This is a genomic window from Solidesulfovibrio sp. C21 (assembly GCF_047785625.1).
Classification (GTDB): Bacteria; Desulfobacterota; Desulfovibrionia; order Desulfovibrionales; family Desulfovibrionaceae; genus Solidesulfovibrio.
This window is the reverse complement of record NZ_JBLODY010000025.1, coordinates 15,696-42,682: the sequence shown is the minus strand read 5'-3', so window position 1 is coordinate 42,682 and position 26,987 is coordinate 15,696. Positions and strand designations below refer to the sequence as shown.

21 protein-coding genes are annotated in these 26,987 nt (G+C 63.8%); 14 read left to right on the top strand and 7 right to left on the bottom strand.

Annotated elements, in window-relative coordinates:
• Positions 1-25: 25 nt before the first annotated feature.
• Complete coding sequence (locus ACMZ6R_RS09680; RefSeq protein WP_416110813.1) at positions 26-370, top strand: STAS domain-containing protein; 345 nt, start codon at positions 26-28, stop codon at positions 368-370.
• Positions 367-2,310 (top strand): SpoIIE family protein phosphatase, encoded by a 1,944-nt coding sequence (locus ACMZ6R_RS09675; RefSeq protein ID WP_416110811.1) that lies wholly within the window; start codon positions 367-369, stop codon positions 2,308-2,310. Before ACMZ6R_RS09680 ends, ACMZ6R_RS09675 begins: the two co-directional genes overlap by 4 nt.
• Here ACMZ6R_RS09675 and ACMZ6R_RS09670 read toward each other — a convergent pair.
• Positions 2,298-3,596, bottom strand: coding sequence for a sigma-54 interaction domain-containing protein (locus tag ACMZ6R_RS09670; protein WP_416110809.1), 1,299 nt, complete (start codon positions 3,594-3,596; stop codon positions 2,298-2,300). The genes ACMZ6R_RS09675 and ACMZ6R_RS09670 overlap by 13 nt on opposite strands.
• A gap of 91 nt (positions 3,597-3,687) precedes the next feature.
• Between ACMZ6R_RS09670 and ACMZ6R_RS09665 the strand changes: the two genes are divergently transcribed.
• Both ACMZ6R_RS09665 and ACMZ6R_RS09660 read left to right on the top strand, forming a co-directional pair.
• Entirely contained in the window at positions 3,688-6,378 is a 2,691-nt protein-coding gene (locus ACMZ6R_RS09665; RefSeq protein WP_416110806.1) for a SpoIIE family protein phosphatase, read from the top strand.
• A 144-nt stretch (positions 6,379-6,522) separates the two neighbouring features.
• Positions 6,523-6,807: a hypothetical protein gene (locus ACMZ6R_RS09660; protein WP_416110805.1), complete on the top strand. Its 285-nt coding sequence runs from the start codon at positions 6,523-6,525 to the stop codon at positions 6,805-6,807.
• A gap of 306 nt (positions 6,808-7,113) precedes the next feature.
• Here the strand turns inward: ACMZ6R_RS09660 and ACMZ6R_RS09655 are convergent, their stop codons facing one another.
• Positions 7,114-8,514, bottom strand: coding sequence for an SLC13 family permease (locus ACMZ6R_RS09655; protein WP_416110803.1), 1,401 nt, complete (start codon positions 8,512-8,514; stop codon positions 7,114-7,116).
• Between the two features lie 179 nt (positions 8,515-8,693).
• Between ACMZ6R_RS09655 and ACMZ6R_RS09650 the strand changes: the two genes are divergently transcribed.
• The 9 genes from ACMZ6R_RS09650 (at position 8,694) to ACMZ6R_RS09610 (ending at position 20,700) form a co-directional block, all read left to right on the top strand.
• Entirely contained in the window at positions 8,694-9,398 is a 705-nt protein-coding gene (locus ACMZ6R_RS09650; protein ID WP_416110801.1) for a Crp/Fnr family transcriptional regulator, read from the top strand.
• 508 nt (positions 9,399-9,906) lie between these two features.
• A complete protein-coding gene (locus ACMZ6R_RS09645; RefSeq protein ID WP_416110799.1) occupies positions 9,907-11,355 on the top strand; it encodes an aryl-sulfate sulfotransferase in 1,449 nt (482 codons plus the stop codon).
• A 55-nt stretch (positions 11,356-11,410) separates the two neighbouring features.
• The gene (locus ACMZ6R_RS09640; protein ID WP_416110797.1) at positions 11,411-12,241 is read left to right on the top strand and encodes a glutaredoxin family protein; all 831 of its coding nucleotides are present in this window, start codon (positions 11,411-11,413) and stop codon (positions 12,239-12,241) included.
• 117 nt (positions 12,242-12,358) lie between these two features.
• On the top strand, positions 12,359-13,729 hold the full coding sequence (locus ACMZ6R_RS09635; protein ID WP_416110795.1) for a dihydrolipoyl dehydrogenase family protein: 1,371 nt from the start codon (positions 12,359-12,361) through the stop codon (positions 13,727-13,729).
• Between the two features lie 40 nt (positions 13,730-13,769).
• Positions 13,770-14,150 carry a glycine cleavage system protein GcvH gene (gene gcvH, locus ACMZ6R_RS09630; RefSeq protein ID WP_416110793.1) on the top strand — a complete coding sequence of 127 codons (381 nt, stop codon included), beginning with the start codon at positions 13,770-13,772 and terminating at the stop codon, positions 14,148-14,150.
• 157 nt (positions 14,151-14,307) lie between these two features.
• Complete coding sequence (locus ACMZ6R_RS09625; RefSeq protein WP_416110791.1) at positions 14,308-15,699, top strand: aryl-sulfate sulfotransferase; 1,392 nt, start codon at positions 14,308-14,310, stop codon at positions 15,697-15,699.
• 256 nt (positions 15,700-15,955) lie between these two features.
• On the top strand, positions 15,956-17,425 hold the full coding sequence (locus ACMZ6R_RS09620) for an outer membrane homotrimeric porin (RefSeq protein ID WP_416110789.1): 1,470 nt from the start codon (positions 15,956-15,958) through the stop codon (positions 17,423-17,425).
• A gap of 204 nt (positions 17,426-17,629) precedes the next feature.
• The gene (locus tag ACMZ6R_RS09615; protein ID WP_416110787.1) at positions 17,630-19,663 is read left to right on the top strand and encodes a methyl-accepting chemotaxis protein; all 2,034 of its coding nucleotides are present in this window, start codon (positions 17,630-17,632) and stop codon (positions 19,661-19,663) included.
• 53 nt (positions 19,664-19,716) lie between these two features.
• Complete coding sequence (locus ACMZ6R_RS09610) at positions 19,717-20,700, top strand: lipoate--protein ligase (RefSeq protein ID WP_416110785.1); 984 nt, start codon at positions 19,717-19,719, stop codon at positions 20,698-20,700.
• Positions 20,701-20,864: 164 nt separating this feature from the next.
• Here the strand turns inward: ACMZ6R_RS09610 and ACMZ6R_RS09605 are convergent, their stop codons facing one another.
• On the bottom strand, positions 20,865-21,329 hold the full coding sequence (locus ACMZ6R_RS09605; protein WP_416110783.1) for a hypothetical protein: 465 nt from the start codon (positions 21,327-21,329) through the stop codon (positions 20,865-20,867).
• Between the two features lie 406 nt (positions 21,330-21,735).
• On the opposite strand from ACMZ6R_RS09605, the gene ACMZ6R_RS09600 reads away from it, so the two are divergent.
• Positions 21,736-22,602: a glycosyltransferase family 2 protein gene (locus tag ACMZ6R_RS09600; protein ID WP_416110781.1), complete on the top strand. Its 867-nt coding sequence runs from the start codon at positions 21,736-21,738 to the stop codon at positions 22,600-22,602.
• A gap of 5 nt (positions 22,603-22,607) precedes the next feature.
• On the opposite strand, the gene ACMZ6R_RS09595 is transcribed toward ACMZ6R_RS09600, so the two are convergent.
• Genes ACMZ6R_RS09595 through ACMZ6R_RS09580 form a run of 4 tightly spaced genes read right to left on the bottom strand, consistent with a single transcriptional unit; the run spans position 22,608 to position 26,986 of the window.
• Complete coding sequence (locus ACMZ6R_RS09595; protein WP_416110779.1) at positions 22,608-23,369, bottom strand: hydrogenase; 762 nt, start codon at positions 23,367-23,369, stop codon at positions 22,608-22,610.
• A gap of 10 nt (positions 23,370-23,379) precedes the next feature.
• Entirely contained in the window at positions 23,380-24,864 is a 1,485-nt protein-coding gene (locus ACMZ6R_RS09590; RefSeq protein WP_416110777.1) for a hydrogenase, read from the bottom strand.
• Between the two features lie 4 nt (positions 24,865-24,868).
• Positions 24,869-26,338 carry a proton-conducting transporter membrane subunit gene (locus tag ACMZ6R_RS09585; RefSeq protein WP_416110775.1) on the bottom strand — a complete coding sequence of 490 codons (1,470 nt, stop codon included), beginning with the start codon at positions 26,336-26,338 and terminating at the stop codon, positions 24,869-24,871.
• A 6-nt stretch (positions 26,339-26,344) separates the two neighbouring features.
• Complete coding sequence (locus tag ACMZ6R_RS09580) at positions 26,345-26,986, bottom strand: hydrogenase-4 component E (RefSeq protein WP_416110773.1); 642 nt, start codon at positions 26,984-26,986, stop codon at positions 26,345-26,347.
• Position 26,987: the final 1 nt, after the last annotated feature.

Genomic DNA, 26,987 nt, shown 5'->3' with positions numbered 1-26,987 from the left:
AACCGGGCATGGCTCGGAGAACGATATGGAAATGCAAGTCAGCCGCAGCCACGAGGCATACATCATCACGCTCTCCGGGCGCTGGGATACCTTTTCCTCCGTGGCCTTTGAGCAGAAGTGCGCGACATTGATCCAGGAAGGCATGCGCCTGGTCGTCATCGACGTCGCCGAAGTGGATTATGTGAGTTCTTTTGGCCTGCGCAGCCTGCTCAATATCGGAAAACTCCTGGAGCCCCTGCAAGGCCGCGTGCATATGAGCTCGCTGCAACCCCAAGTGCGCAAGGTCTTCGTGGGCAGCGGTTTCAGCAGCCTGTTTCCCGAATACCCCGATGTGAACACGGCCTTGCGGGCCTTCAAGGACAAGGCTTGAGCGCATCGGAAGTCCCCTGGCGGTATCGCCTGGAAACACGCCAGTCCATACCGATCATGGTGGGTTTGACGGGCGTGCTGGCGCTGTTGCTGACGCTTGGCTATCTCTACGCCCGGGAGCGGATTATCGCCTCGGCCCGGGGGCAGGTGGCCCAGCTTGTGGGCAGCATCGCCCGACAGGACGATTACAACCGCAACTGGCTAAGGCGCGGCATGCAGCCCCTGCTCCGGTTGGTCGCCACCTTTCCCCACTTAAACGGGCAGGAGCGGAAAGCCGCCGACGCGGACCTGTCCGCCCTCATTTCCGATGCGCGCGGACGCCAGATTGTGGATGTGCTCCTGCTTGACGAAAACGGCAGGATGACGCTTCGTCGTTATGACAGCCAGAAACTGCTGTCGGTCGGCCCTCCCGCAACGACGGAATGGACGCGACAGCGCGTCCGGGCTTTTACCACCCCGCGGTGGCACGCGCCCGAAGTGGATGCCGCGCGCAATCTCATGCTGCGCTATTCCGTGCCGATCGTGGACACGGACAGCGGCGGGAAAGCCAAAACCATCGGCGTTTGCAGTGTCAGCCTGGCTATTTCCTGGTTCGCCGATCGCGTGCATTCCTTCAGCCCCTTCAAAAACGGCAGTGTATTCTTCCTCACGCGCAATGGGATGTGGACCCTGCCGCCGCAAGACGACATCCCCCTGGCCCGGCTCAAGACCCGCATGTTGGCCCAGGCCTCCGGGGAGAGCAGCTTCGTCTGGAAGGATACGCCGTACATGGCTGTTTTTATGCCGATGGCCGGCGGCGAACTGCATTTGGGGTTGCTCATCCCGCGCAAGGACCTTTTGGGCGACCTCGACTGGCTGACGCACCTGCTGGGCGTCATTGGACTGGCCGTCCTGGTGCTGGCCGCCTACAGCCTGCACCGCACCTCCCAAACGGTGCTCAGTCCACTGAAGCCCCTGGGCCGGCTGGCCGCGCGGCTGGCGCGCGGGGAACTGGAGGCCGATTCACACGCACCGGCCCCAGGGCCCGCCACCCGTTTTCCCGATGAAGCCCAACGCCTGCGTCAGGCCACGGAGAAACTGCGCCGGGCCCTGCGCGAGCGCATGCAGGACCTGACTTTGATCGGGCGGACACGGGAGCGACTTTTCGGCGAAATGACCTTCGCCCGCGGCATGCAGGAATCCATGCGCCCGCCAAAGCTCCCCCGGACGGCCGATATGGAGGTGGCGGCCTTTGTGCATACGGCCGGGGACGTGTGCGGCGACATGTACGACTATTTTTTCCAAAGCCCCCGGCGCCTGTGCTGCGTCATGGGCAATGCCGCCGCCCACGGCGTGCCCGCCGCCCTGCTGACCAGCCGGATCATCCCGCTGCTGCACGAACTGCTGCTGACCGGCCTGGCCCCGGGCAAGGCTCTGGAAAACAGCAGCCAGGTGCTCGGGCCGACAGCCTCCCGCGAACAGCACATGGTCAGCGTTTTTGTGGGGATCCTGGACCTGGACGACGGTCTGCTGTGTTGGGCCAGCGCGGGGCACACGCCGCCGTTTCGCAGTCTGGGGCGGGAGGTGGACCAGTTGGACTGGACCGGCAACATGCCGCTCGGCATCCGTGACAAGGAAACGTATCCGGAGCGTGAGATCCGGTTGCGCCCGGGGGAAACGCTGCTTTTTGCCGGACCACGCCTGCTTTCCGTGACGGATGCCCTGGGCAGGTCCTATGGGGAACGCGCGTTACGGCGTTTCCTGGCGGGGAATACCGATGCGCCGGCCGACCTTGTGCGGGCGCTTTACGCCCGGATACGCCAGCATGCCGGCGGCCCGCCCCAGGACGACCTGACTTTTTTCGCGGTGCGTTGGCGGGGCGACGTCGCCAAGGGCACGCCGCGGCCTCCGGTCGATCCCTGGAACGTGTCGCCCGAGGACGCCGGCCGTCAGGAGGTCTGAGGCCCGTGGCGCGCGCGCGTCCTTTCCAGTTTGACGCGCAACCCTTCCCGGCTGATGCCAAGGGCCTGCGCGGTCTTTGACTTATTGCCCCCCATCCGGTCCAGCACGGTCCGGATATGGGCGGATTCCACTTCCGCCAGCGTGGCGATACGCGACTCCTGTGCGGCGGCGGCCTTGTCCTCCATGTCCGGCGGGGACTGTTCCGGCGGGACGGCGCAATCGTTTTCCAGCGGCGCAGCCATTCCGATAAGGGGAGAGAGGTCGCCGGGGCCGATGCCCGGCCCTTCGGCCAGGAGGGCGGAACGTTCCAACTCGTTTTCCAGTTCGCGAATATTGCCGGGCCAGCAGTGGGCCAGTAAAAGTTTCAGGGCTTCCGGGGCGACGCTCGAGGCGGCCATGGGCGAGCGCTCGGCCAGCCGGGCCAGGAACAGCCGCGCCAGCAGGGGAATATCTTCCCGGCGTTCCCGCAGGGGGGGGATATGCAAGCGCATGACATTGAGACGGTAAAAAAGGTCGGCCCGAAACGACCCCTCGGCCACGCGGCGTTCCAGGTCGCGGTGGGTGGCGGCCATGATGCGCACGCCGACGCTGATGGGTTTGCGTCCGCCCACGCGCTCCACCACGCCCGTCTCGATGACATGCAGCAGCTTGGCCTGGCTTTCCAGGGGCATGTCCCCGATTTCATCCAGCAGGATGGTGCCCCCGGCGGCCTGCTCGAAACGTCCGATCCGGGCCTGGACGCCGGAAGCCACCCCGGCCTCGATGCCGAACAGCTCGCTTTCCAGCAGCGAGGCGGGAATGGCCGCGCAGTTGATGGGGATAAAGGGCTTCCCCGCCCGCTGGCTCATGGCGTGGATGTGGCGCGCGAACACGCCCTTGCCCGTCCCGGTCTCGCCGGTGATGAGCAGGTTCGCGTCCACGAGGGCGGCCCGCTCGGCCTGGCGCATGAGCTGGAGCATGGCCGGCGCGGAGGCAACGGGGCGCGCGCCGCCGGCTTTGCGCCGCAATTCCGCGCGCAGACGGCTGTTCTCATGGGCCAGCCGGTCCTTGTGCCAGACAAGCTCCTCGCGGGTGGCGGTCAGCTCCGTGATGGCGCGGCCCAGTTCGAACTCGCGCGCTTCGATGCGCACCAGCATCATGCCCAGGGCCTCGGCCAGGACATTGCCCGGATTGCCCTGACCATCGCCGGGGGGCAGGTCGAAAACGGCCTTGGCCTGTTCGTATTCTCCGCGACTTATTGCTTCACAAATCTGGGTCAGCTTGGCGTACAGCAATGGCACATCCATAGGCGGTTTCGAATCATGGGGGATAATTGGGCAATCTTTAGCATATGCCCAAAAAATGGGCGATGCAAGTTTCCCTGGGCGGGGAGGACCGATGCCGCACGCTGACCCCGCTTTCCCACCCGCGGCCACGGAGAAGCGTACCCTTGTCCTGCGTTTCGACGCCCAACCGGACACCGTGGAGGGCATCCTCGCCGTTGTCCAGGAATGGGCCGCCCAGGAAGGCCTCGTCCGCGACGACGGTCTTTCGTTGCGCCTTGTGCTCGATGAGCTGCTCTCGAACATCTGCATGCATGGCGCTGTCCGCGGCACGCAGGGGAAGGTCGACCTGCGGCTGGAACGCTTGCTGGCGGACAGGCCACGGGAAAGGCCCGGCGACAAGGACCTGCCCGCGTCGGCCCAAGGCCATGGGGCAACGGGACCGCGCCCTCCCCAGGGCGTTGTCCGCATCGTCCTTCGCGACACGGGCAAGCCTTTCAATCCCCTGGCCTACGAGTCCAAACCCGTGGCCGGCATCCGCGACACCCCGGTCGGCGGACGCGGCCTCACCCTGGTGCGTCTGCTGACCGCGCGGACCGAGTACCAATGGACAGGCTCCGGCAATCAGCTTTGCCTCGAGTTGCCGCTCAACGGCCGGAGCGTGGCGGATACGGGCTCTCAAAACGCCGCATCCCCGGCCGCCAAGGCCGGCAATATGCTGGACCGGCTGCGCGCGATCTGGTTCGGTAATCTGGCCCTGCGCCAGACCGTCGTGTTCACCCTGTGCTCCGTGGCGCTCATCTGGGGGGCCATGGCGCTTTATTCCCTGGAAGTGGAAAACGTGCGCGCCGCCAACGCCACCGCCCGCGCCATGCAGGCCATGCACACCCAGTCGGTGATTTCCTCGACATTCATCACGCGTGTGGGGGATGCCGTGGAGCGTCTTGCCCGAAACGCCCGCCTTCTCCCCGATATCGCGCACCTGGCGGCGGACCCGGATGCGTTGCTGCGGCAACTGCAAAACGGCCCGACACTGCATTCCCTGGTGGCGGAGATTCCCGTCATCGGCGTCGTGACGGGATGCGGCGGGAAAACCTGGTTGTACCGTATGCGCGACGGGGAACCGCACCGGGATGGCCTGGAGCGGGACCTGACTCCCCTGGTTGCCTCCGGCGCCGCGCCCTCCCGCTGGCAACGCCTCCCTATGACCTTCGGCAAGGACGATCCCCATGCGGCCATGCTCTATGCCGTGCCCCTGACCCCCTCGGGCAGGCCGGAAGACGGCTGGATCGGCACGATCATCGTCATGCCCTGGATCGACAGGACGCTGCACGCCCTGGCCGGTTTCCAAAACGCGGTCCCCTTTCTCCTCGATCATACCGGACAGTACGTCATCTATCCCGTGGGGCGGCGGATGGGGAACGGCCCGCAGAGCCTTGCCGACGAGGCGCGCCAGGACCATGCGTCGGGAATTCTGGAGTTGGAAAAGAAAATCCTGGCCGGGGGAAAAGGGGTGGTCCAACTGCGGCCGACCTTCCACGGGGACGCCACCCCCTGGCCGTTGCCCTGGGAAGGTCCCACGTCCCTGGCCTATTACCCCATGGGCACGCCGGGCTGGTCCCTGGCCCTGCTCGTTTCCAGCGAGGAGCTCGGCGACGCGCCGCAGGAACTGCCCCGGGCCTTTTTCCTCATGGCCATTCTGGGACCGCTGTGCATCGGCTGCGTCACCTGGCTCGTGACCTCGCGCACGTTGCGCCCCCTGCACGACCTGGCCTCCTGTCTGGAACGCTTTGGCCAGGGCGACATGGGCGCGCCCGTGCCCAAGGCGCGGTATGCCGACGAAATAGGCCGGATGCTCGACACCTTCGAACGCGTGCGGGTGACCCTGCGGGCCTCGTTTCGCAATCTCGTCAACAGCGCCGCGGCCGAGCAGCGCATGCGCAACGAGCTTGAGCTGGCCCGAAACATCCAACGCTCCATGCTGCCCGCCGTTTTTCCCCGCCTGCCCTGGGCCTGCGTCCATGCCGGGCTGGATATGTGCCGCGAGGTCTGCGGCGACCTGCACGACTGTTTCGTACCCGATCCCGCGGACCCGACCCGGATCTGCTGCCTCATGGGCGACGTGTGCGGCAAGGGCATTCCCGCGGCCATCGTCATGAGCCGCACCATGTCCCTGGCCCGCGCCTTTCTGTTGGCCGGCCTTTCCCCCGCCGAAACGCTGTCCCGCCTCAACAGCGCGCTTTTGCGCCGCGAGAATTCCTCCATGTTCGTGACCATGCTTGTGGGGGTATTGGACCGGGACGGAACCTTCACCTGGGCCAGCGCCGGGCATCCGCCGCCGTTGCCCGGCCCCGAGCCGGAAGGAGACGGGTTTTCGCCATGCGCGGCCCGGCCTTTGCCCTGGCCCGGCGAGCTGGTGCTCGGGGTGCGTGACGGCCAGCGTTATTCCACGTTTCGCCTGGCCCTAAAACCGGGACAATCCCTGCTGCTCTACACCGACGGCGCGGACGAGGCCCAAGCCCCCCCCGCATCCGGCAATGCCGGCGTCGCATCCGGCGGCGAACTCTTCGGCGAGGCGCGTCTGGCCGGCTCCTTCGACCGGGCCTGCCGCGAGGTCGATCCCGATGCCGGGCTGGAAGGCATCGTCGCGCGGCTGCGGGAGGATCTCGCGCGGCACATGGCCGGCCGGCCCGCCACGGATGACATTTCGCTTATGGTCATCACCCGCACCCGGCAGGGCGGTGACCAGGACATGGGAATCGCGCCCGAGCCACCCAGGGAAGCGGGCCATCCTTCTTCCGGGTAGGGCGCGGTGCAAATCCGGCCGCCTCCTGGATGCCGGCGTCGCCCCGGGTCTTGCCTCTGGTAAGAGAGGCACACCCCATGCATGGCGGCCGCACGAAGCATTTCATGGTTTGTAGCTGATTGATCTGGAAAATGAGGATACGATATGCTGTCACGCTATGCCTGGAGCATTATACTGCTGTGTATGGTGGCAGCTATTCAGTTCTGGTTCATGAGCGTACTCTTGTTGAGTCGTCAGACTGAATCGCTGCTCTTCTGCAGTATCATAGCCTTTATTTTTTGGTCCTGGTGCTTCTGGGCCTATTTTCTCCGAAAATGTCGCAGCGGACTTTTGCTGGTCAGTCTTTGCCTGCTGGGGACTTTGGCCATGAGCGTGTTGTTTCTCCTTGATTTGCTCGATATATGCGACTTTTTCCTGATCGGCAGGTAGCGTGGTGAAAAAACTGCCCGGAGCTTCGTGCAAAAGCGAAGGCTGGCACCACGGGAACAAAGAGCCAAGGGGAAGGGACAACGCCTCCAAGACCATAGCCTAGGTGGCCATAGCTTCATAATCCGCTATGTGCTGCGGCGCGTGTGGATTTTGTTGACGATCATGGCGCACTGGGCCGAAACGTCACCGGAATTTTGTGGGCTGTGTCCATTGAACGGGTTTGAAACAGTTGCCGCGAGGACATGAAAAGGCCCTGATAGGGAACTATCAGGGCCTGATACGAAAGCGGAAAAGGTCTTTTCCGGGTTAATGGAGCAGCATGTTCCAAAACGGCATGGCTATGAAGGTGACAAAAAGCCCGGCCAGAATCAGGCGCACACCGAGCACCTTGAACATATCCTTGGAGCGAATATAGCCGAAGCTGAAAAAATACAATAGTACCGCGTATTCATACGGGAAAATATAGTTGTCCAGGCCGTATTGAAAGGCGAAATACAAGGCGCGCGAATCCACGTGCATCTGCCTGCCCAACTCGGCCAGGGGCGAAGTCATGGTGGTGGTCGCCGCCAGGGGGGTCAGCAGGAAGTTGACCGCCATGCCCAGGGTATACGCCGCTCCCCCCGCCGCGTTGTCGCTGAGGCCGTGCAGGTAGGGCAGGGCCATCTGCGCGATCCAGTCTGTCACCTTGAGCGCGCCGCCGGCGCTGCCGATGGCCATGCAGCCCATGATGAAGAACAGCGGGGCGAAGTTGATCTTGGAGAACCGCTGGCCGTCCATGAGCCGCACCCCGGGCAGGAAGGTGACGAACGTGATGATGATCAGCACGATGCCCGCGCTGATGCCGTGCAGCTTGTCCGTGGCCAGCAACAGCAACGTGGCAAGCATCAGGTAGGCCGCCCGCTTTTGTTCGGGACTAGCCGGGCCGAGATCACTGCATTTTGCCAGCAAATCGGCTTTCATCTTTGCTTTGTTCGTGGCCGAGGGCAGCAGGGCGATGACGAGTCCCACCGACAGGAAGGTATAGATCATGCCGGGCAGGAAATTGTACATGGCGTATTCGAGCCATGTGGTCTTGATGCCGAGCACCTTGTCGACCAAGGCCATGCCGAGAACGAGATCGGCCCCGCCGGTGAGATAGCACAGCTTCGTCGATGCGACCGTCAGAAAACAGGTCAGCATGATGGCAGTCGCTTCCCGACTCTTGGCCTTGAAATCCAGCGCGTCGCACAGGCTGACGCCCAGGGCGCAGATGATGGCGGCCTTGCCCATGATGGAGGGAACAAGTGGTGCTATGATTGCGCCGGCCAGACATATCCCGATCAGTGTGCCGGAAAAGCTCCCACCCATGGCCCTGACGCATAACAAACCGATGCGTTTCCCGAGCCCGGTTTCGTGGAATATTTTGCCGAGGGTGAATCCGCCTATCACAATAATGGGAACATCACTCAGCCATGGGCCGAAAACAACACGTTGTTTGACGCCGCATAACAAAATATAAAGAACAGGAAGCAGAATTCCGACCGCTACTTGATCGATAACATCCATTGACCACATGGCAACGGCCCAAACCGTGAGGGCCATGAATAAAGCCATGTGGTGCGTTACGATGCCGTCGCCAACGGGCATGGCGATATAGGCAAGTATTGCCAAAATAAAACTTAAACCCCACTTGCACAGTGAAGCCTTACAAAATCCGGCTGATGGCATAGCCAATCCTCCTGCGAGTATTGTGCTTGAGGCTTGGCGGACAATAGGGGAGGAACATATTCTTCGCTGTAACGGTTGCTACACTTTTCACAAATTATTTCTTGCATCTCTTTTGGGATAAGGCAAATAGTTACCGAACGCCTGCCCTACATCATCTGTCGCCATAGGGAGAAAACCCCATGGATGAAGGGAAATATTGTCTCCTTGATGAGGATAAATCACTGGAATTCGTCAGGATTTCCTCTGTCGCCAAAATATGGCGAAAAGTCCTGCGCTACGGAAAATGCTGCCGTTTCCCCAAGGGAACGGACATTCTTCCGGGGGGCGTGACCGGAGAGCAGCTGTATTTCATTGAAAAAGGCGAGGTGCGCCTGATGCGCATCACGCGCGACGGACGGGAAAAGCTGCTGCTTTCCCTGTATCCCGGGGCCATTGTCGGTGAAACGCCCTTTTTTGACGAAGTGCCCGCCAGGAGCACTGTCGTTGCTGCAACAGACTGTGTTCTCTATGCTTTTTCAAGGGATTGCGTCATCGGCGAGCTCATTCCCCGCTATCCGGAACTGGCCTTGGCCTTGCTGCGGACCCTGGCCGCCAAGGTCCGCGTCCTGTGCAACCAGTCCGTCAGCCTGTGCCTGGAAGATCTCCCTTCCCGGATTTGCACGTTTTTGCGCGTGCGGGCCAACATCTCCGAAGACGGCACCATGGAGGCCAGGGTCAAGCCGTGCCTTAACCAGCAGGAGCTGGCCAATCTGCTCGGCGTGCACCGGGTGACGCTCAACAAGGCCCTGCGCGAACTGGAGCGGGAATCCATCCTCGGTCCCTATACCAAGGACGAGGTGTACATCCTCGATGAGAACCGCTTTCTGGCCCTTGTCCTGAAATAAAGCGCTCCCGGGCCGGTCTCCCAAGGTCGGCTTGTTCTCCCCCGACGGCGGTAGGTCTGGAGTGGGCAGGCCGCCCGCCAAGAAGTTCCCCCCTGGCGTTTCACCATGCCCGCCGCCTTTGCCGGTGGTGCCAAGCCTTTCCCTTTCGGCCATGGATTTTCGTGATCCTTTTTAGGGCCGGGACGCGCGGCATGGCTCCGCCCAAGGTTCCGTCAGCCTCTCCCCCGCTGTTCCCCGGGATCCCCGGAGCGAACTTCTTTTTCCTTCCCCCGACTGCCCTGGCCTGCCCTCTTTGCCGGTCCTTGCGACGCGCTTCTGGAAAGCGTTTTCGCATCAGGCTGATTTCCTGGCTTAAATACAAAGTTTGTCGCGAAAAAATCATTTCTTTGCGAAAAATGTAACGAGTGCAACAGCAGCGCGGGCGGGGACTTGCTAAAAGGGGTTCATGCTTGAGGCTAACGTGAGGAAGAGGCTGTAATTACTTTTGTAGAAAAAAAGGAGTCCACACATGGGGCACCCGACAATTTACCCGACTGGAGTTACCGTTTACGACCCCGATAAATGCTGGAGTGGTTTCACCATTTATCAGGCACAGGAAGTCGGAGCCGTTCTTATGGATATGAACGGACATGAGGTTAACGTCTGGAAAGGCGTCCTCGGCATGCCGAACAAGATATTCCCTGGCGGCTATCTGATGTCCAGCCGTGGTCGTCGCAACGGAAAGTACAGCGTTCAGGACGGACTGGATGTGGTGCAGATCGACTGGAACGGCAAGATCGTCTGGAAGTTCGACCGCAATGAATACATTGAAGATCCAGGCGCTCCGGGACAGTGGATGGCGCGCTACCATCACGACTTTCAGCGTGAAGGCAATCCCGTGGGCTATTACGCCCCGGGTATGGAGCCCAAGACGGATTCCGGTAACACACTGGTTCTGGCCCACCGCAATGCCCGCAATTCCAAGATTTCCGACAAGCAACTGCTCGACGACGTGATTCTGGAAGTCGACTGGGACGGCGACATTGTCTGGGAATGGAACTGCCATGAGCATTTCGAGGAGATGGGCTTTCGGGAAGTCTCCAAGAACGCTCTTTGCCGCAACCCCAACTACCGTCCCACCGAACCCGAGGGCATGGGCGACTGGATGCACATCAACTCCATGTCCGTCCTTGGCCCCAACAAATGGTACGACGCCGGGGACGAGCGCTTCCATCCCGACAACATCATCGTGGATGGCCGCGAAGCCAACATCCTTTTCATCATCAGCAAACAGACCGGCAAGATCACCTGGAAGCTCGGCCCCTACTTCGACGATTCCCCCGAGGCCAAGGCCATCGGCTGGATCATCGGCCAGCACCATGTCCACATGATCCCGGGCACCCTCCCGGGCGGCGGCAACATCCTGGTCTATGACAACGGCGGCTGGGGCGGCTACGACGCGCCCAACCCCGGAGCCCCCACCGGCGTCAAGGCGGCCCTTCGCGACTACTCGCGGGTGCTTGAAATCGACCCCGTGGCCATGAAGATCGTGTGGCAGTACACGCCCACCGAAGCCGGTTTCCTGGCCCCCATGGACAGTAGCCGCTTTTACAGTCCGTTTATCAGCGGCATGCAGCGTCTGCCCAACGGCAACACGCTTATCACCGAGGGCTCCGACGGCCGCGTCTTCGAAGTGACCCCTGACCACAAGATCGTCTGGGAGTTCATCTCTCCCTACATGGGCAAGCTCGTGCCCATGAACATGACCTACCGGGCCTACCGCGTGCCCTACGAGTGGGTGCCGCAGGTCGCAAAGCCCGTGGAAACCCCCGTCGCCCCCATGGACGTGGCTTCGTTTCGGGTGCCCGGCGCCGCCGCGTTGGGCGCGCGCGCCAAGGAAGTGTCCGTCGAGGGCTGCGCCCCTTACGCCGGCAGCAACGCGCTGTGCGTGGCTTCGGTGGAAGACGGCGACGCCTAGCAGCAATGCCGGGTGGGGAAGACCGCTTCCCCACCCGGAAACAGGAAGACCGCTTATGAGCATAACCTTGTACACCGCGCCGGATTGCCAGCGCTGCAAGATCGTCAAGGCGTTCCTCAAGGAGCGCGGCATCGCCTACGGCGTGATCGACTTCAAGGCCGACGCCCAGGAATTCAACACGTTCTACCGCGCCAACCGCAAGCACATCTACCGCAATCCCGAGGGCGTGGAATTCCCCTTGTTTCACGACGGCGAGGTCATCAAGCAGGGCAGCGGCGAGATCATCGCCTACCTCCTGGCCGGCCGCGCCCTGGAAGTGGCGGTGACGCGCAGCGAACTGCTGCACGGCTGGATTTCCGGGCTCTACGTGTCCCGGTGCCCGGCGGAGCAGGAAGACAACTTCGTCACCCTGGCGGAACATCTGGCCGCCGGCGGTCTGTCGGTCCTTTTGCGCACCGACGGGCGCAATCCGGCCTTGCTGCGCCGCCTTGTCGCGGCCAAGACCGCGGCCAGGCTGTCCCTGGACATCCCCGGTCCGGCCGCCGTCTACCACGCCCTGTACGGTCAGGCGCCGGACAGGGCGGCCCTGGCCGAGACCATCGAGATCGTGCGCGCCTTTCCGGACCACGAAATCCGCTTTTTCGCTACGCCGGTTCCCCGTGCCGACGGGGCTGTTTCCTGGCCGACCCGGGACGAGGCCGGTGAGGCGGCGAACCTGGTTTTCGAGGCCTGCGGCGACCATCAGCTGCCGTATCGCATTGCCTGCGCCACGGCGGAAACGCCCGGGGGATTGCAAGGGCTTGCCCCGCTCGAAGACGCGGTGCTGCTCAAATATCGCTCGGCCTCCCGGAGCACACTTTTCAAGGCCGATATCGCGCCCAGGTAGCGGCCGGCGAAAAGGACAGCGACGCGCAAAACCATAGCCGCCCGGCCAAGGGCCGGGAACGCGGCGGGGTGTCCCGTGGGTCGCGACACCCGCCGTGCGAAGAAAAAAGGCGAATTTATGCAGTATGATGCCATCATCATCGGCGGCGGTCCCGGCGGAACCGCCGCAGCGAGAATCCTGGCGGCCGGCGGTAGGAAGGTCGCCATAATCGAGGAAAAGCACTGGGGAGGGACCTGCCTCAACTGCGGCTGCATCCCCACCAAATTGCTCCTTGGAGCCGTCGCGCCCAAGAGCCAGCTCCATGCCCTGTCGCGGCTGCGGCTGGCCTCCGGGGACATCGACGTGGATTTCGGCGCGTTGCGCAACCGGGTTGCCCGGTTTCTCAAGGGTTCGAGCCAGGCCCTGGCCAAGTCCCTGACCGACGCCGGCGTCACGCTGCTCGACGGCCGGGCCGTGTGCACCGGCCAGGGCCACGTGGCCTGCATCAAGGGCGAGGCCCGGGAGGACCTGGAAGCCGACGTCGTCATCCTGGCCGGCGGCTCCCACAACGCCGTTTTTTCCAGCATGGCCCCGGACGGCCAGGCCGTGCTCGACAGCACCGGGGCGCTTGCCCTCGAAACCGTGCCCGAAAGCCTGATCATCGTCGGGGCCGGGGCCATCGGCCTGGAGCTCGGGGATTTCTACGCCGCCATGGGGACCAGGGTCACCATGGTGGAGGCCGCACCCCACATCGCGCCCACGGAAGACCCGGACATCGCCGCCGAACTGACCCGGGCCATCACCAAGGCCGGCCGGACCTGCCTCACCGGCGTCAAGGCCGTCTCCCTGGTGACCAGGGACGGCCAGGCGCGCCTCGAGCTGGAGGACGGCCGCGTCCTGACGGCGGAAAAGGCCCTGGTGGCCATCGGCCGCGCGCCCAACACCAAGGACCTGGACTGCGAAAAGTCGGGCTGCGCCCGGGACCGGCGGGGCTTCGTCGTGGTCGACGACACGCTTCAGGCCGCGGCCACGGTCTACGCCATCGGCGACATCAACGGCCGGACCCTGCTCGCCCATGCGGCCGAGCACCAGGGGGCCTACGTGGCCCGCCGGATTCTGGGCGAGGAAACGGAACCTTACGTGCCCGGGCCGGTGCCCTCCTGCATTTACGGCGGCACCGAGGCCATGCGCGTGGGCCAGACGGCCAAGGGGCTCCTCGCGGCGGGACGGCAGGTCTCGGTCTCTTCCGTGCCCTTGAGCCTCAACGCCATCGCCCAGGCCGGAGGCAATGCCACGGGCTGCGTCAAGGTGGTCTGGGACGGCGAGACGCTCGCCGGCATCGCGGCCGTGGGGCACGGCGTCTCCCATCTGGTCACCGTGGCCCAGCTGCTGCTCGTCGGCGGCTACACGCAGGAGCGGCTTAACGAGGTCATGTTCGCTCATCCGACCCTGGACGAGATCGTGCCCCTGGCCATCCGGGCCCCGCGCAAGCCGGTCACGGCCGGTTGAAAACCGATTTTCCGCCTGATCCCAGGCAGGGAGCGTTTCCATGAGTCTGACCTATCCCGATGACCGTTTCTATCACGCCGAACATCTTTGGGCCCAGTCGAAGCCGGACGGAACCTTCCTGATCGGCATTACGGACTTTGCCCAAAGCCAGCTCGGCGACGTCGTTTTCGTCGATCTCCCCGCCGTGGGAGAGCATTTCGACCAGGGCGCATCCTGCGCCTCCATCGAGTCCGTCAAGGTGGTCTCCGAGGCGATCATCCCGGTTGCCGGCGAGATCGTGGCCGTAAACGAGGCCCTGGCCGACACGCCCGAACTGCTCAACCAGTCCCCGTACGCGGACGGCTGGCTCGTGGTCGTCCGGCCGGACAACGGGACGTCCGGACTTTTAAGCGCTGCGCAATACGCGCAGCAGGTCGGATAGCGCGAACGCGGCAGGCGCCGCTTTGAGAAAGGCCCGGCGGGTGGGGACCCACCGGGACCGCATGGGGATATTGGGGGAGCATTTTGAGCATGCCGCGCGCGAAACGCCGCCGGGGCGGCGCGAAGACGCGGCGCAACTTGAGAGAGGAGAGAGTCGCATGAAACGGTTGGCAAGGGCATGTGTTGTGACGGCGTGTCTTTTGGCCCTGTCGGTTCCGGCCCTGGCCTACGAGGCCATGGTCGGCCCGACGGGAGTGCTCAAGTACGACAAGGCCAAAGCGTACAACGGGTACACGCTCATTTCGCCCACGGTCAAAAGCAAGATCACGTACCTGATCGACATGGAAGGCAACGTGGTCCATGAGTGGCATTGCCAGTACACGGCCGGCCTGTATGCGGAACTGCTGCCCAACGGGCATTTGCTTCGCGGTGGGGTTATCCCGCAAAAGAACGTCGGCTTCGGCGGCGTCGGCGGCATCGTCCAGGAGCTCGACTGGGACGGCAACGTGGTCTGGGAATACAAGATGACCGACCAGGATCATCTCCAGCACCACACCTTTCACCGCATGCCGAACGGCAACACCCTGATTCTCGGCTGGGAGCGCAAGACCAAGCAGGAAGCCCTGGCCAAGGGGCGTGATCCCAAGACCATCCCGACCAAGCCGGTCGAATGCAAGGGCGTCGAACACAACGACTTCTGGGTGGATTTCGTGCGCGAGGTGGACAAGGACGGCAAGACCGTCTGGGAATGGCACGCCTGGGACCATCTCGGCAAGGGGCCGAAAAATCTGGATATCAACTTCACCCTGCCGAGGCCCATGGGCAGCGTGTACCCCAACTTCGACTGGACCCACTTCAACACGGTGGATTATCTGCCCAAAACCGACCAGATTCTCGTCAATTCCCGCAACTTCAGCGAGTTCTACCTGATCGACCACAAGACCGGGGCCATCGAATACCGCTGGGGCAATCCCGCCGCCTACGGCGCGGGCAAGGCGCCTTCCTGGTATGACGACGGCGACCAGCAGGTCTTTGGCGAACACTGCGTGACCCCGCTTGAAAACGGCCACATGCTCATCTTCGACAACGGCTCCGAGCGCCCCGAGGGCAACCGGTCCCGGGCCGTGGAAATGGATCCCAAGACCGGCAAGGTCGTCTGGGAATACGGCTCCATGGACGTCAACAGCTTCTTTAGCTTCCGCCAGGGCGGCGTGCAGAAACTGCCCAACGGCGACGTGCTTGTCACCTCGACCCACCACGGCCACATCTTCGAGGTCACTCCGGACAAGCGGATCGTCTGGGACTACGTTTCCCCCGTCGCCGCCGGCGTGCCCAAGTGCGTGCTCGACGAGGACCAGGATGTCCTGCCCAATGCCCACCTCAAGATGATGACCAACGCCGTGCACCGCGCCTACCGTTACGGCCCGGACTATCCGGGGCTTGCGGGCCGGGACCTGGGCAAGAAGACCCCGATGGTCCCCGGCGGCTGCCCGCTGTTTTTCAAGCAAGGGAGCGCGAAGACGACCACCACGACAGGCTCCGCTTCCTAAGCCGTTTAACGGCGCACTGCACAAGAACGATGACGCTGGCCGAAGCTGTCGGCCTGCCTTGTACTAACGGCTTTGAGAACGCTTTTTTTAAAGGCGCGTCCGTTGCCGGGGCTCTGCTTTTGCCCTGAAGTGGATTCATATTGCCTATATTGGTGCTTTGATTCCACGATAACCAGGAAGCAAAAACGGGATGCCGCGGGGGGAGACACGAGAGGCGCTTGAAAGCTGTCGCGGAGCACATTGAGGAGTATCGCAAATGCAAAAGAAATGGCTTCATTTCGCCGTGGCGATCGTCGCGACGCTTGGAATTTGCACCTCGGCGCTTGCCGCAACCCAGGTGAGTATGCAGGGATCGTCCGATATCATGGGGACGTTTTACCTCAACCATAACTATACGGGCTGGACGAAAACAGGGAAAAAAACAGAAGATACCTTTCAGATCTGGCACCGGATTCTTCTGCTGACCGATTTCAAGGCGAACAATGCGTTGAAGTTTCGCCTTGGTCTGAAAATAATGGATATCTGGGGGCATGGCACCTATACGGCCGCCAATCCGTCCGCCGTCATCCTGGTCAATAAAGCCTACCTGCAGTTCAAATGGCCGGAGACGCCGATTCAGATCACGGCCGGTCTCCAACCCCTGGGACTGCCCCAGTCGCCGCTGTATAACGGCAGCGCCATTTATTCCGACTGCATGGCGGCATTGACCGTGAAGGCGCCGCTCATCCCCGACACGCTCTCGCTGGTGGCGGGGTTCGGACGGCTCTTCGACACCGACCGGACCTATGACGACACGACGACCCAGCAGGCCGATGAGATGGATGCTTATTTTCTCACCCTGCCCGTCACGGCCCCCGGCTTCAAGGCCACGCCATGGGGCATGGCCGTCGTTGCCGGCAAAAACACCAACTACACATATAAGAATACCGCCGATGCCGCGGATTACGGGAACACTTTCAAGAATGCGATTCTCTCCGCCGCCAGCGCCGCCAACATTGCCGGCACGTCCGGGCTCGGGCACTGGAAGAACGCGCAAAATCCGTATTTCTGGGCTGGCGGCTCTTTTCAGGTCTCCGCCCTGGACCCGGTGCGTTTCTACGCCGACGTGATTTATGGCGCCGGCGCCATGAACGATAGCAAAGCCGCCCAGCGGCACGGCTGGCTGGTTGATTTCGCGGCCGAGTACACCGGCTGGACCGTGCTGACCCCCCAGGTTTTCGCCTGGTGGTCCACGGGTGAAGACAAGTCCACGCTGAACGGTTCCGAACGCATGCCGTATCTTCGCTCCCGCTGGGGGCCGGGCAGGACCTTCCTGTTTGAAGGCAGCTATGATGTGATGCGTGGATCCAGCACGAATACGACTCCTGTGGGAAATTACGGCGTCGGCCTGTCCCTGGCCAATATATCCTTCGTCGAGAAACTGACGAACTGCGTCACGGTTGCCTACCTTCGCGGAAACAACAGCGCGCGCGCCATACGGACATCGCAGTTGCTTGATGATTCCTATATGACCATGGGGCATGACATGGCGGAGGGTGAATATGTCGTGGGGCTAAACCTCGATACGAAATACATGCTTTACGAAAACCTGGCCCTCGTTCTGGATACGGGCTGGGCGCATGGCAACTTCAAGGAAAGCGTCTGGGGACACAGGCTGTATAGCCAGGCGGAACGCAACGGCAACAACACCTGGAAGGTCGCCATGGGCCTTTCCTACAAGTTCTAGCGAAGCGATAACGGGCGTTTTTCCCGTCCCCTCCGCAATGCCCAGGCAGAGGCCCGGGCGTTGCGGAGGTTTTTGCGCTGGGAATTTCGGCATGTTTTGCTTTCCCAGGTGCCGTTTCCCCTGCGAAACGCTGTCATGGCCCTTCGGCCGGGGCAGATGCTTCGCAGCGCAACTCCCAAGCAGAAGAAGTACCAGGAGCGTGCCATGCGTTTTCGAAGCATCACCACGGCCATGTCGCTTATCATCGGCGCTATCATCCTCGTTATCCAGGCGATATTTATTTTGACGGTGTCATCGTCGGTGTACAAGGAAAGCGTGACCGCCAGACGGCACGAGATGGAAGTGCTGGTCAACACCATCGCGAAGTCGGCGGAGGATTTCGGCTCACAGCAGATGCAGCTGGTGCGGGCCGCCTCGAATCTGTCGGCCTTGCGGGAATATTTGCGCACCGGTTCCGGCCCGGCCCCGGAGATCCTGGCCGGCCTGTCCAGGGCTTCCGACGACGTCAACACGTTCTACCTGACCAACGCCCAGGGGCGGCAGGTCATCCTCATGACCCAGGGCAAGGCCGCGCCGCCGAACGATCTCGGCAAGAGCCCGACGATCCGGGCCGCCCTGGACGGCAGGGAATCGCGCAGCCGGATTCCGGGCAAAAGCAATGCCACCCAAAAGCTCATCGTGAGCCTCAACGTCCCGATCCGGGGGGAAGACGGCGCGGTGCTCGGGGTGGTGGGCATGACCTATCCGCTCGATAGGCTCATCGAGCGCTACATCGAGGGCACCCGGCTGGGGAAGACCGGCTATCCTTTCATCGTGTCCGAAAAAGGCGTCATGATCGCCCATCCGGACAAACGGCTGATACTGCGCGACGTGGCCGGGGAACCCGGGGTCGCGGCGATGCTCAAGAAAAAAAGCGGCACCGGGACCTGCGCCGTGAACGGCAAGGAAAAGGAAATCGTCTGGGTGCATATTCCCGCCTGGCATTGGGTCATGGCCTTCTCCATGGAGCAGTCCGAGATCGTGGCTCCGGCCGTGCGCCAGCGCAACCAGCTCGTCTGGGCCGGCATCGCCTCCGTGGTGGCCCTGGTCGCCATCAGCATGCTGGCGCTCTCGCGCCTTGTCGTACGTCCCCTCAAACAGCTTGGAGCCTATGCGGCGGCGGTGGACGGCGGGAATCTCGAGGCGCAGTTGTCTTTCTCCCGGCAAAACGAATTGGGCCAGCTGGCCGAACGGTTGCGCCATATGGTGGCAAGCCTTAAAAGCACCATCGATGAGGCCCGGGACAAGACCGAACTGGCCAATCAGGCCGTGGACCGGGCCAACAAGGCCCAGCAGGACGCCGAACAGGCCAGACGCGCCGCCGAATCCGCCAGGACGGAAGGCATGCTGCAGGCGGCCGGTGCCCTGGAGGATGTGGTGGGCGTGGTTTCCCAGGCCTCCGAGGAGCTTTCGGCCCAGATCGGGCAATCCAATCAGGGAACGGAAATCCAGAGTACGCGGATGGGGGAAATCGCCGCTGCCATGGAGGAGATGAACGCCACGGTGATCGAGGTGGCGAAAAACGCGGCCGATGCCGCGGCGGCGGCGGTCCGTACCGGCCAGAGCGCCAAGGACGGCGCGAACGTGGTCTCCCAGGCCGTGACCGGCATCGGCAAGGCCCGTACGCAGGCGTTCGCGCTCAAGGAAACCATGTCCCTGCTCGGCGGGCAGGCCAAGGATATCGGGGCGGTTCTCAGCGTGATTTCCGACATCGCCGACCAGACCAATCTGCTGGCCTTAAATGCCGCCATTGAGGCCGCCCGCGCCGGCGAGGCCGGGCGGGGATTCGCCGTGGTGGCCGACGAGGTGCGAAAGCTCGCGGAAAAAACCATGGCCGCCACGGCCGAGGTCGATCAGGCCATCCGGGATATCCAGAGGCGGACCACGGAAAGCCTCGATGGCGTGGAGCGGGCCGTGAACTCCATCGAGGAGGCGACCGGGCTGGCCGGACAGTCCGGGGAGTCCCTGCAAGGGATCGTGGCCCTGGTCGAGCAGACCTCGGGCCAGGTGCGCTCCATCGCCACGGCGGCGGAACAGCAATCCGCCACGAGTCAGGAGATCAGCCGCAGCGTGTCCGATGTGTCCCGCATCTCGGTGGAGCTTTCCGAGGCCATGCACCATTCCTCCCAGGCTGTGGAGGCGATGGCCGCACAGGCGCAGACGTTGCAAGGGCTTATCGAGGACATGAAGCGGTCGTGACGTCGGCCAGAGGCCCGGCGGGAAGAACACGCCATTGAACAAACGGATAGGGTGTGCGCGTGCGCTATTTGCATCTGGAAACAACCGACCCGGCGGTGAATCTCGCCACCGAGGAATGGTTGTTGCGGCAGGATACGGCGGATGTTTTCATGTTGTGGCGCAACAGGCCTTCCATCATCATCGGCCGCAACCAGAACGCGCACGCCCAGATCAATGCGGCCTTCGTCGCCGCCCAGGGCATTCCTGTCGTCCGGCGGCTGACCGGCGGCGGCGCGGTCTTTCACGACCTCGGGAACGTGAATTTCACCTTCATCACGACCGGGCGGACAACCACCGCGTTGGATTTCAAGCGGTTTACCGATCCCATTGTCGCGGCCTTGCAGAAAATCGGCCTGCCGTGCCGCCTGGACGGCCGCAACGACCTGACCGTGCATGGCCGGAAAATATCAGGCAATGCCCAGTTCGCTTTGGGAAACCGCGTGTTGCATCATGGGACGTTGCTGTATGCCGCTTCCATGCCGGATATCGCCCGGGCGCTTGTTGTGAATCCGGTGAAATACCAGGATAGGGCCGTCAAAAGTGTCGCCGCGCGCGTGGCGAATATCCGCTCCTTTCTGCAAGAACCATTGTCTGTCGAGGACTTCATTCAATTCATTTTCACTGAAATAGTCCCGCGTGGTCAAAGCGACGACAGGCGGTTGACGCCTGTGGAGCAACAGGGGATACAGCTGCTCGCCGACAGAAAATACCGATCGTATGAATGGAATTTCGGCCGTTCGCCCAAGTATGCCTTTTCGAAATACATCCGGACGGATGGTGGCGTGGTTGAGATCCATTTTGATGTCGCGGGGGGCGTGATACTGGCCCTGAAGATATTCGGGGAGTTTTTTTCCAAAAATGAATTGGTCTCATTGGAGAATAAAGTCAGAGGATGTTGTCATTCCCGCGAAGCTCTCTTGAAGCGCCTTGAGGATGTCAACTTGGACGACTACATGCTTGGTGTCGATACGGGGACATTCGTGGACTGCTTCTTTTGAGGCCTTCGCAAGTCGTCCTGTTTGCGAACGCATGAAGCGTGATGCACACGCTTCATGGCTCGATCCTCCAGCCAGGGATGCGGGGGGGAGGTCCGCGTTTTGAGGAGGGGAGAGCGCGCGAGGGGCGCTCTTATTTTTACAAAGGGCTCCCCTCGCGCGCTGTGCTACTCAAACCCCGTCGACAGGGTGAGCGGATCGCGCAGGAAATCGATTTCCTCCTGGGTCAGGATGCAGGGCTCCTGCCCCGGCGGGTTGGGGGCGGGGCGCAGGCGGCAGAGGGTCTCGCGTGTCTGGGCCAGAAGCGACTCCGGCAGGATCGGCAGTTGGCAAAGCCCCTGGATGCGGCCTTTGGCCGTGGCCTGGCGCACCACGGCCGGGCAGGGCGGATGGAAAAGCGCGATGACCTCCATGCCGCGCCGGCCCAGGGCATACATGTCCGCCACGGCTTCCTCCGCATCCTGTCCCACTTCGTAGTAGGCCAGGCGGCAGCTCCGCCGGCTTCCCATCAAACGCAAGGCCTCGTCGCAGTCGCGGGCCGCGACCACGGGATACTTGCCCGACAGGACCCCGGCCATGGCGGCGAGGTCGACGATGTCCGGACTGATGATGCAAACGCTGGCGGCCGGCATGGGTCTCCTGGCGGATACGCTCCATACGTGTCCGTTATCCGATGGAGCAACGCCTCGGTTGGATTCCATTTTTAGCATACCAAGGCACTTTTGGGGGAGTGCCGCTTTGATCGGCCGTGAAGTTGCGGATTTCATTCTTTGATAGGCTGGACGCATCGCTTTGTTGCGGCAGTGTGTTGCTGGCCAAGAAGTTTCCAGTTTCCAGCTTATTGCTAGGAGGTCGTTCCGGACGCACTTCCGGTTACCACCAGGCCTTTCCCGGCGCAGCGGGGCGCGGGTACGGCCGTGTTGCCCCGGGGCGCGGGAGAGTTCATACTCGGTGAGGCGAGCGCGGCGTTCGGGAGGTTTTGCCAGCCGGCCGGCTGGGGGCGATCCGCTTGCCAAATCGTTTTCGACGGGAGCTCCCTTGGATTCGACCCGACCTCAGGACCGCACGCGCACCCCGGCGCTCATGATCCTCACTTCGCACCGCAGGGACTGTTTCGACCTGTGCGTCTGGTGTCTGGAACGCTTCACCCGGCTGGAGCGTTTTACGGCCGTCTATGTCCTGGCCAACGCCGTTTCGCCCGAGCACGAGGCGAGCATCAATGCCTTCGCCGCGCGCCATGCCCATGTCCGGGTGGTTCCCTGCCTGCCCGAGGGGCTGGTGCCGGCGGTCATGGAGGCGCAAAACGCCATTCTGGCCAGACACGCCGATGACGGCGTGGTGAAAATCGACGAGGACGTCTTCGTGACTGAGCACTGGCTGGACCATCTGCTGGCGGCGCACCGGATGCACGCCGAAAATCCGGGGGTGCTGCTCGTCGCCTGCCCAACGCCCGTGAGCACCACGGGCAAACGGTGCCTCGGGGCTTTTTTCCGGGCGCATTTTCCCGATATTGTGGAGCGCTGTGCCGCGAGCCGGGTCTACGACGACCCGGTCTACCATCGCATGGTGTGGGAGGCGGTGCTGACGCGGGATCTGATGGGGAAGTACGCCCGCTTCGCCAACGACGCCTACTTCTCCTCCGCGAGCCTCATCATCCACTGCGTGCTCTACGACCGCAAGGCTCTGGAGGCGATCGGGCCGTTCCCCACCCAGGCCATAAAGGGCGCGCTGGTGACCGACGAAGTGGCGGTCAACATGGCGCTTCGCCGCACGGGGAAAAAGGCGGCCCTGCCCTCGGCCGGGCTGGTGCACCACTACAGCCACGCCGCCTGCCTTGCGGCCATGCTGCGCGACATGCCCGTTTCGCGCATCGGGGCCTGGATGCGCGAGGCGGCGGGGAAATAGCGCCGTTACGGCGTCGGGACCCCGAGCAGGCGCAGCAGTCCGTCCAGGATGGTCAGCGGATGGGGCGGACAGCCCGGGACGTAGAGGTCCACGGGCACGACACCCGGCGCGCCGCCGCGGGTCTCGGCGCTTGCCGCGAAGATCCCGCCCGAGATGGCGCAGGCCCCGACCGCGATGGCGAGCCTCGGGTCCGGCACGGCGTCGAAGGTGTCGCGGGTCGCTTGATACATGTTTTGCGTCACCGGGCCGGTCACGGCCACGCCGTCGGCGTGGCGGGGCGAGGCCACGAAATCGATGCCGAAGCGGCCGAGGTCGTAGACCACCGTGCCAAGCACGTTGATGTCCGCCTCGCAGGCGTTGCAGCCGCCGGCGCTTACCTGCCGCAGCTTGAGCGAGCGGGCGAAGAGCTTGCGTCTGGCGGGCTCCAGGGGGGTGACCTCCGGCTTGGTCCCCGGGCGCAGGATAAGCCCCTCCCGGGTGGTTGCGGCCAGGCGGTGGTCGCCGGTGAAGCGCACCCGGCCGCCGGGGCAGGCCGCGCAGGCCCCGCACAGGATGCAGCGGCCGAGATCGAGATACAGGCCGTCATGGTCGAAGCCGAGCGCTCCGGTGGGGCACAGCCCGGCGCAGACGGCCTTGCAGTCCGAAACGCAGGGGCCGTCGACCAGCTCGGGCCGTCCCCGGTAGCGGGGCGGCAGCGGAGGGACGCTTTCGGGGAAGGCGACGGTGCGCCGGCCCTGTTGCAGGCGTTCGAGCAGAATGCGAAACATGGGCGCGTTCCTAGAGGTCGTGTCCGCAGTACGACAGATTGAAGCTCTTGTTGCACAGGGGAAAATCCGAAATCTGCTGTCCCCGCAGCGCCACGGCCAGCCCGAACCAGTTGTGAAAGGACGGGTCGATGATCTTGTAGGCGGCGAAACGGCCGTCCGGGCCGGTCACGGCCACATGGTGCACCTCGCCGCGCCAGCCCTCGACGATGCCGACGGCCAGACGGTCCGGCGGCAGCCCGTCCGGCATGGGCCGGCCTATGGGGCCTGTGGGCGGATCGGCCAGGGCCTTGTCCAGAAAATCGAGGGACGTTTCCAGCTCCAGCCGGCGCACCAGGGCCCGGGCGTAGACGTCGCCGAAATCGTGCAGCGACAGCGGGATGTCCTTGGGATCGGTCCCGGGCAGGGGGAAGGTGCGCCTTGCGTCCCGGGACAGGCCGCAGGCCCGGGCGGGGGGACCGACCAGCCCCAGCTCCTGGGCCGTCGTCGCCGTCAGCCGTCCCGTGCCCTCGAATCGGGCCAGGACCGTGGACGAGGCGAAGAGCAGTTCGCAGGCCCCGAAGGCGGCCCGGCGGCCGGCCTCCAGGCGCTTGGCCAGTTCCACGCGCGCCTCCTCGTCGAGGTCGACGGCTGCCCCGCCCGGGCGCACGATGCCCCGGCCGAAGCGGTTGCCGCAAAAAAGCGCGGTCATGTTGAGAAAATCGCCCCGGATGCGGCCGCAGTAGGACATGGTGGGCAAAAAGCCCACGTCGCCGGAAAGCGCGCCCAGATCGCCGGTATGGTTAGCCAGGCGTTCCAGCTCCAGGGCCAGGCGGGCGATCCAGCGGCCGCGCGGCGCGGCGTCCCGGCCGGCCAGGCTTTCCACCACGGCGGCATGGGCCAGGGCGTGCCCGATGGTGGTGTCGCCGGCTACCGTCTCCACGAGATGGGGCGTGCGGATGTCCGGGCCGCCGACCAGCAGGCGCTCGACGCCCCGGTGCTGGTAGCCGAGGCTTATTTCCAGGTGCAGAACGTTCTCGCCGGCGCACTGGAACCGGAAATGGCCGGGCTCGATGATGCCGGCATGGACCGGCCCCACGGCCACCTCGTGGACCTCTTCGCCCTGGACCTTGAAAAAGTCGGTGATGCCCGGCTTTGGACGCGGTCCGTCGGGATGGGGAAAGGACGGGGCGAAGCGCACGGGTTTGAGCCAGGGATGGCCCTCGGGCCGGATTTCCCACTGCTCGAAAAGCTCGCGCTCGAAAAGATGGCACTGCGGGCACTCGGGGGTGAGCGACGGGTAGGCGGTAACGGGTCCGGTGCGAAAGACGGCGAGCTTGCCGTCGTGGTCGCGTCCGGTCAGGGCGATAAGCCCCACGCCGCCTTTGCCGGGCAGGCCGAAAAGGGCCACCACCCGCCAGCCGTCGGCCACGCGGTCGAGAATCCGCTGGCGGAAATCGCCGAGCGACAGCAGGGGAATGTCGGCCAGGGGCAGGCTTTGGGTATGGGAAAATTCCATGGCGTCAGCCTCCGATGGCCCCGGCCACCCGGGAAAGAAAGGCCTGCAAGGGCGCGGGCAGGAAAAGGCCCAGCACAAGGACCAGGGCCAGCAGGGCGAAAGGCGGCCCCCAGGATACCACCGGTTCCGAAACCGGCGGATGAACGGCCGGCGGCACCGGTCCCTGGACCATGCGCAGGACCGTCACGGACATGCCGACGAAAATGACCGCCAGAAAAACCAGGTAGCCTACGGCGGCGGCAACGGCCCCGGCGGCGAACATGGCCCGCAGGATCAGCAGTTCGCTGACGAAGAGGCCAAAGGGCGGCGAGCCGCAGATGGCCAGGAATCCGGCCAGCCACAGCGCGCCGGTCACGGGCAGGGCCCGGGCGAGGCCCCGGGCGTCGTGGCAGGACCGCGTGTGGTACAGGGCCAGGATATTTCCCGAAACGAGAAAGAGCGCGCCCTTGGTCAGGGAATGGCAGGCGGCGTGGAGCACGGCCCCGAAAACGGCCCCGCCGCCGATGCCGACGCCCAGGGCCAAAATGCCCATGTGCTCGACGCTGGAATAGGCGAGCAGGCGTTTGTAGTCGCCCTGGCCGACGATGAAGACGGCGGCCACGCCCATGGAGAGCAGGCCGAAAAGGACCAGCAGCCCGCCGCTGAAATCGGCGATGCCGGCCGCGCCGAGAACCTGATGGGCGCGCAGGATGCCGAGAAAGGCGCAGTTTAAAAGGGCTCCGGAGAGAAGCGCCGAAACGAGGGACGGCGACTGGCTGTGGGCGTCGGGCAGCCAGTTGTGCATGGGGGCCAGCCCCATCTTGGTGCCGTAGCCGACGAGCAGGAAAATAAAGGCCGCCTTGAGCCAGGGTTTCCCGGCCAGCGCCGCCCGGGGCAGCATGGCGGCGATGTCCATGGAGGCCAGCGGACTGGCCGGATCGTAGAAGGCCACGGAAAAAAGGATGTTGCCGAGGAGGGCCAGGGCGATGCCCACCGAGCAGATGAGCAGGTATTTCCAGGTCGCTTCCAGCGAACGGCGGTGGCGGTGGAAATAGATCAGCGGCGCGCTCGAAAGGGTGGTGGCCTCGATGCCGACCCACAGGACGGACAGGTTGCGCGTGGTCGCGACCAGCGTCATGGAGGCCAGAAACAGGCACAGGCAGGCGGTGAAGATGCGCTCCGGGGCGTTTTGAAACATGGCCCCGTCCTGGAAATCGCGTTTGGCCCCACTGCCTTCGGCGCGCAGGTAGCCGGTGGCGTAGATGGCGGCGGCGAGAAACAGCAGGCTGGCCAGGGTCAAGAAGAGCTGTCCGGGCGCGTCGAGTTCCAACAGCCCGCCAAAGGCCGGGGCCGGCGGATGGGCGAAGGTGGCCGCGACGAGGGCGGTGTGCAGCATGGCCGCGACGACCAGCACGGCCCGGCGAGGCCGGTCGGCGGGCAGGGCCAGGGACAGGGCGGCGGCCAGGATCGGGACGAGAAGCAGGGCGTCGAGCATAGAGGATCAGTCCCGCAGGCTGCAAAACCGTCCGACGTCGATGGACTCGAAGGTCTTGTTGATGTGGTGGATGGCGATGCCCATGACGAACACGGCCACGAAGATGTCGAGGAGCACGGACAGCTCCAGCCAGACCGATCCCTGGCCGGAAAGGGGCGTGCCCAAAAGGAAAATGCCGTTTTCCATGCCCAGGTAGCCGATGACCTGGGTCAGGGCCTTTTTGCGGGCCACGACCAGCGTCAGGCCGGCGAAGATGGTGGTCAGCGCCGTGGGGAAAAGAAGCGGCGGGAAAAGCCCCGGCGGGAAGGGCAGGCGCGTTTCCAGCCAGAGGGAAAAGAGCAGCCCCGCCACCCCGGCCACCAGCGACAGGTGGAAGCCGATGGTCGGCTCCACCACCGGGTTGACCTCGAGACGGGAAAGCGTGCGGGCCAAAAGCGCCGGAAAGCCCACGCCCTTGATGGCGAACACGGCCAGCGACAGGGCCAGGGCGTGGCCATGGGCGGCCGGGCCGGTGAAAAGGAGCGGCACGGCCGCCAAAAGCGCCCCCTGGATGGCGGTCAGGCGGATCAGCACCCGCAGCCGCGAAATGGCCAGATAGGCCAGGTTGCAGCACAGCAGGGCCACCAGGACGGATTCGAAAAGCTCCACG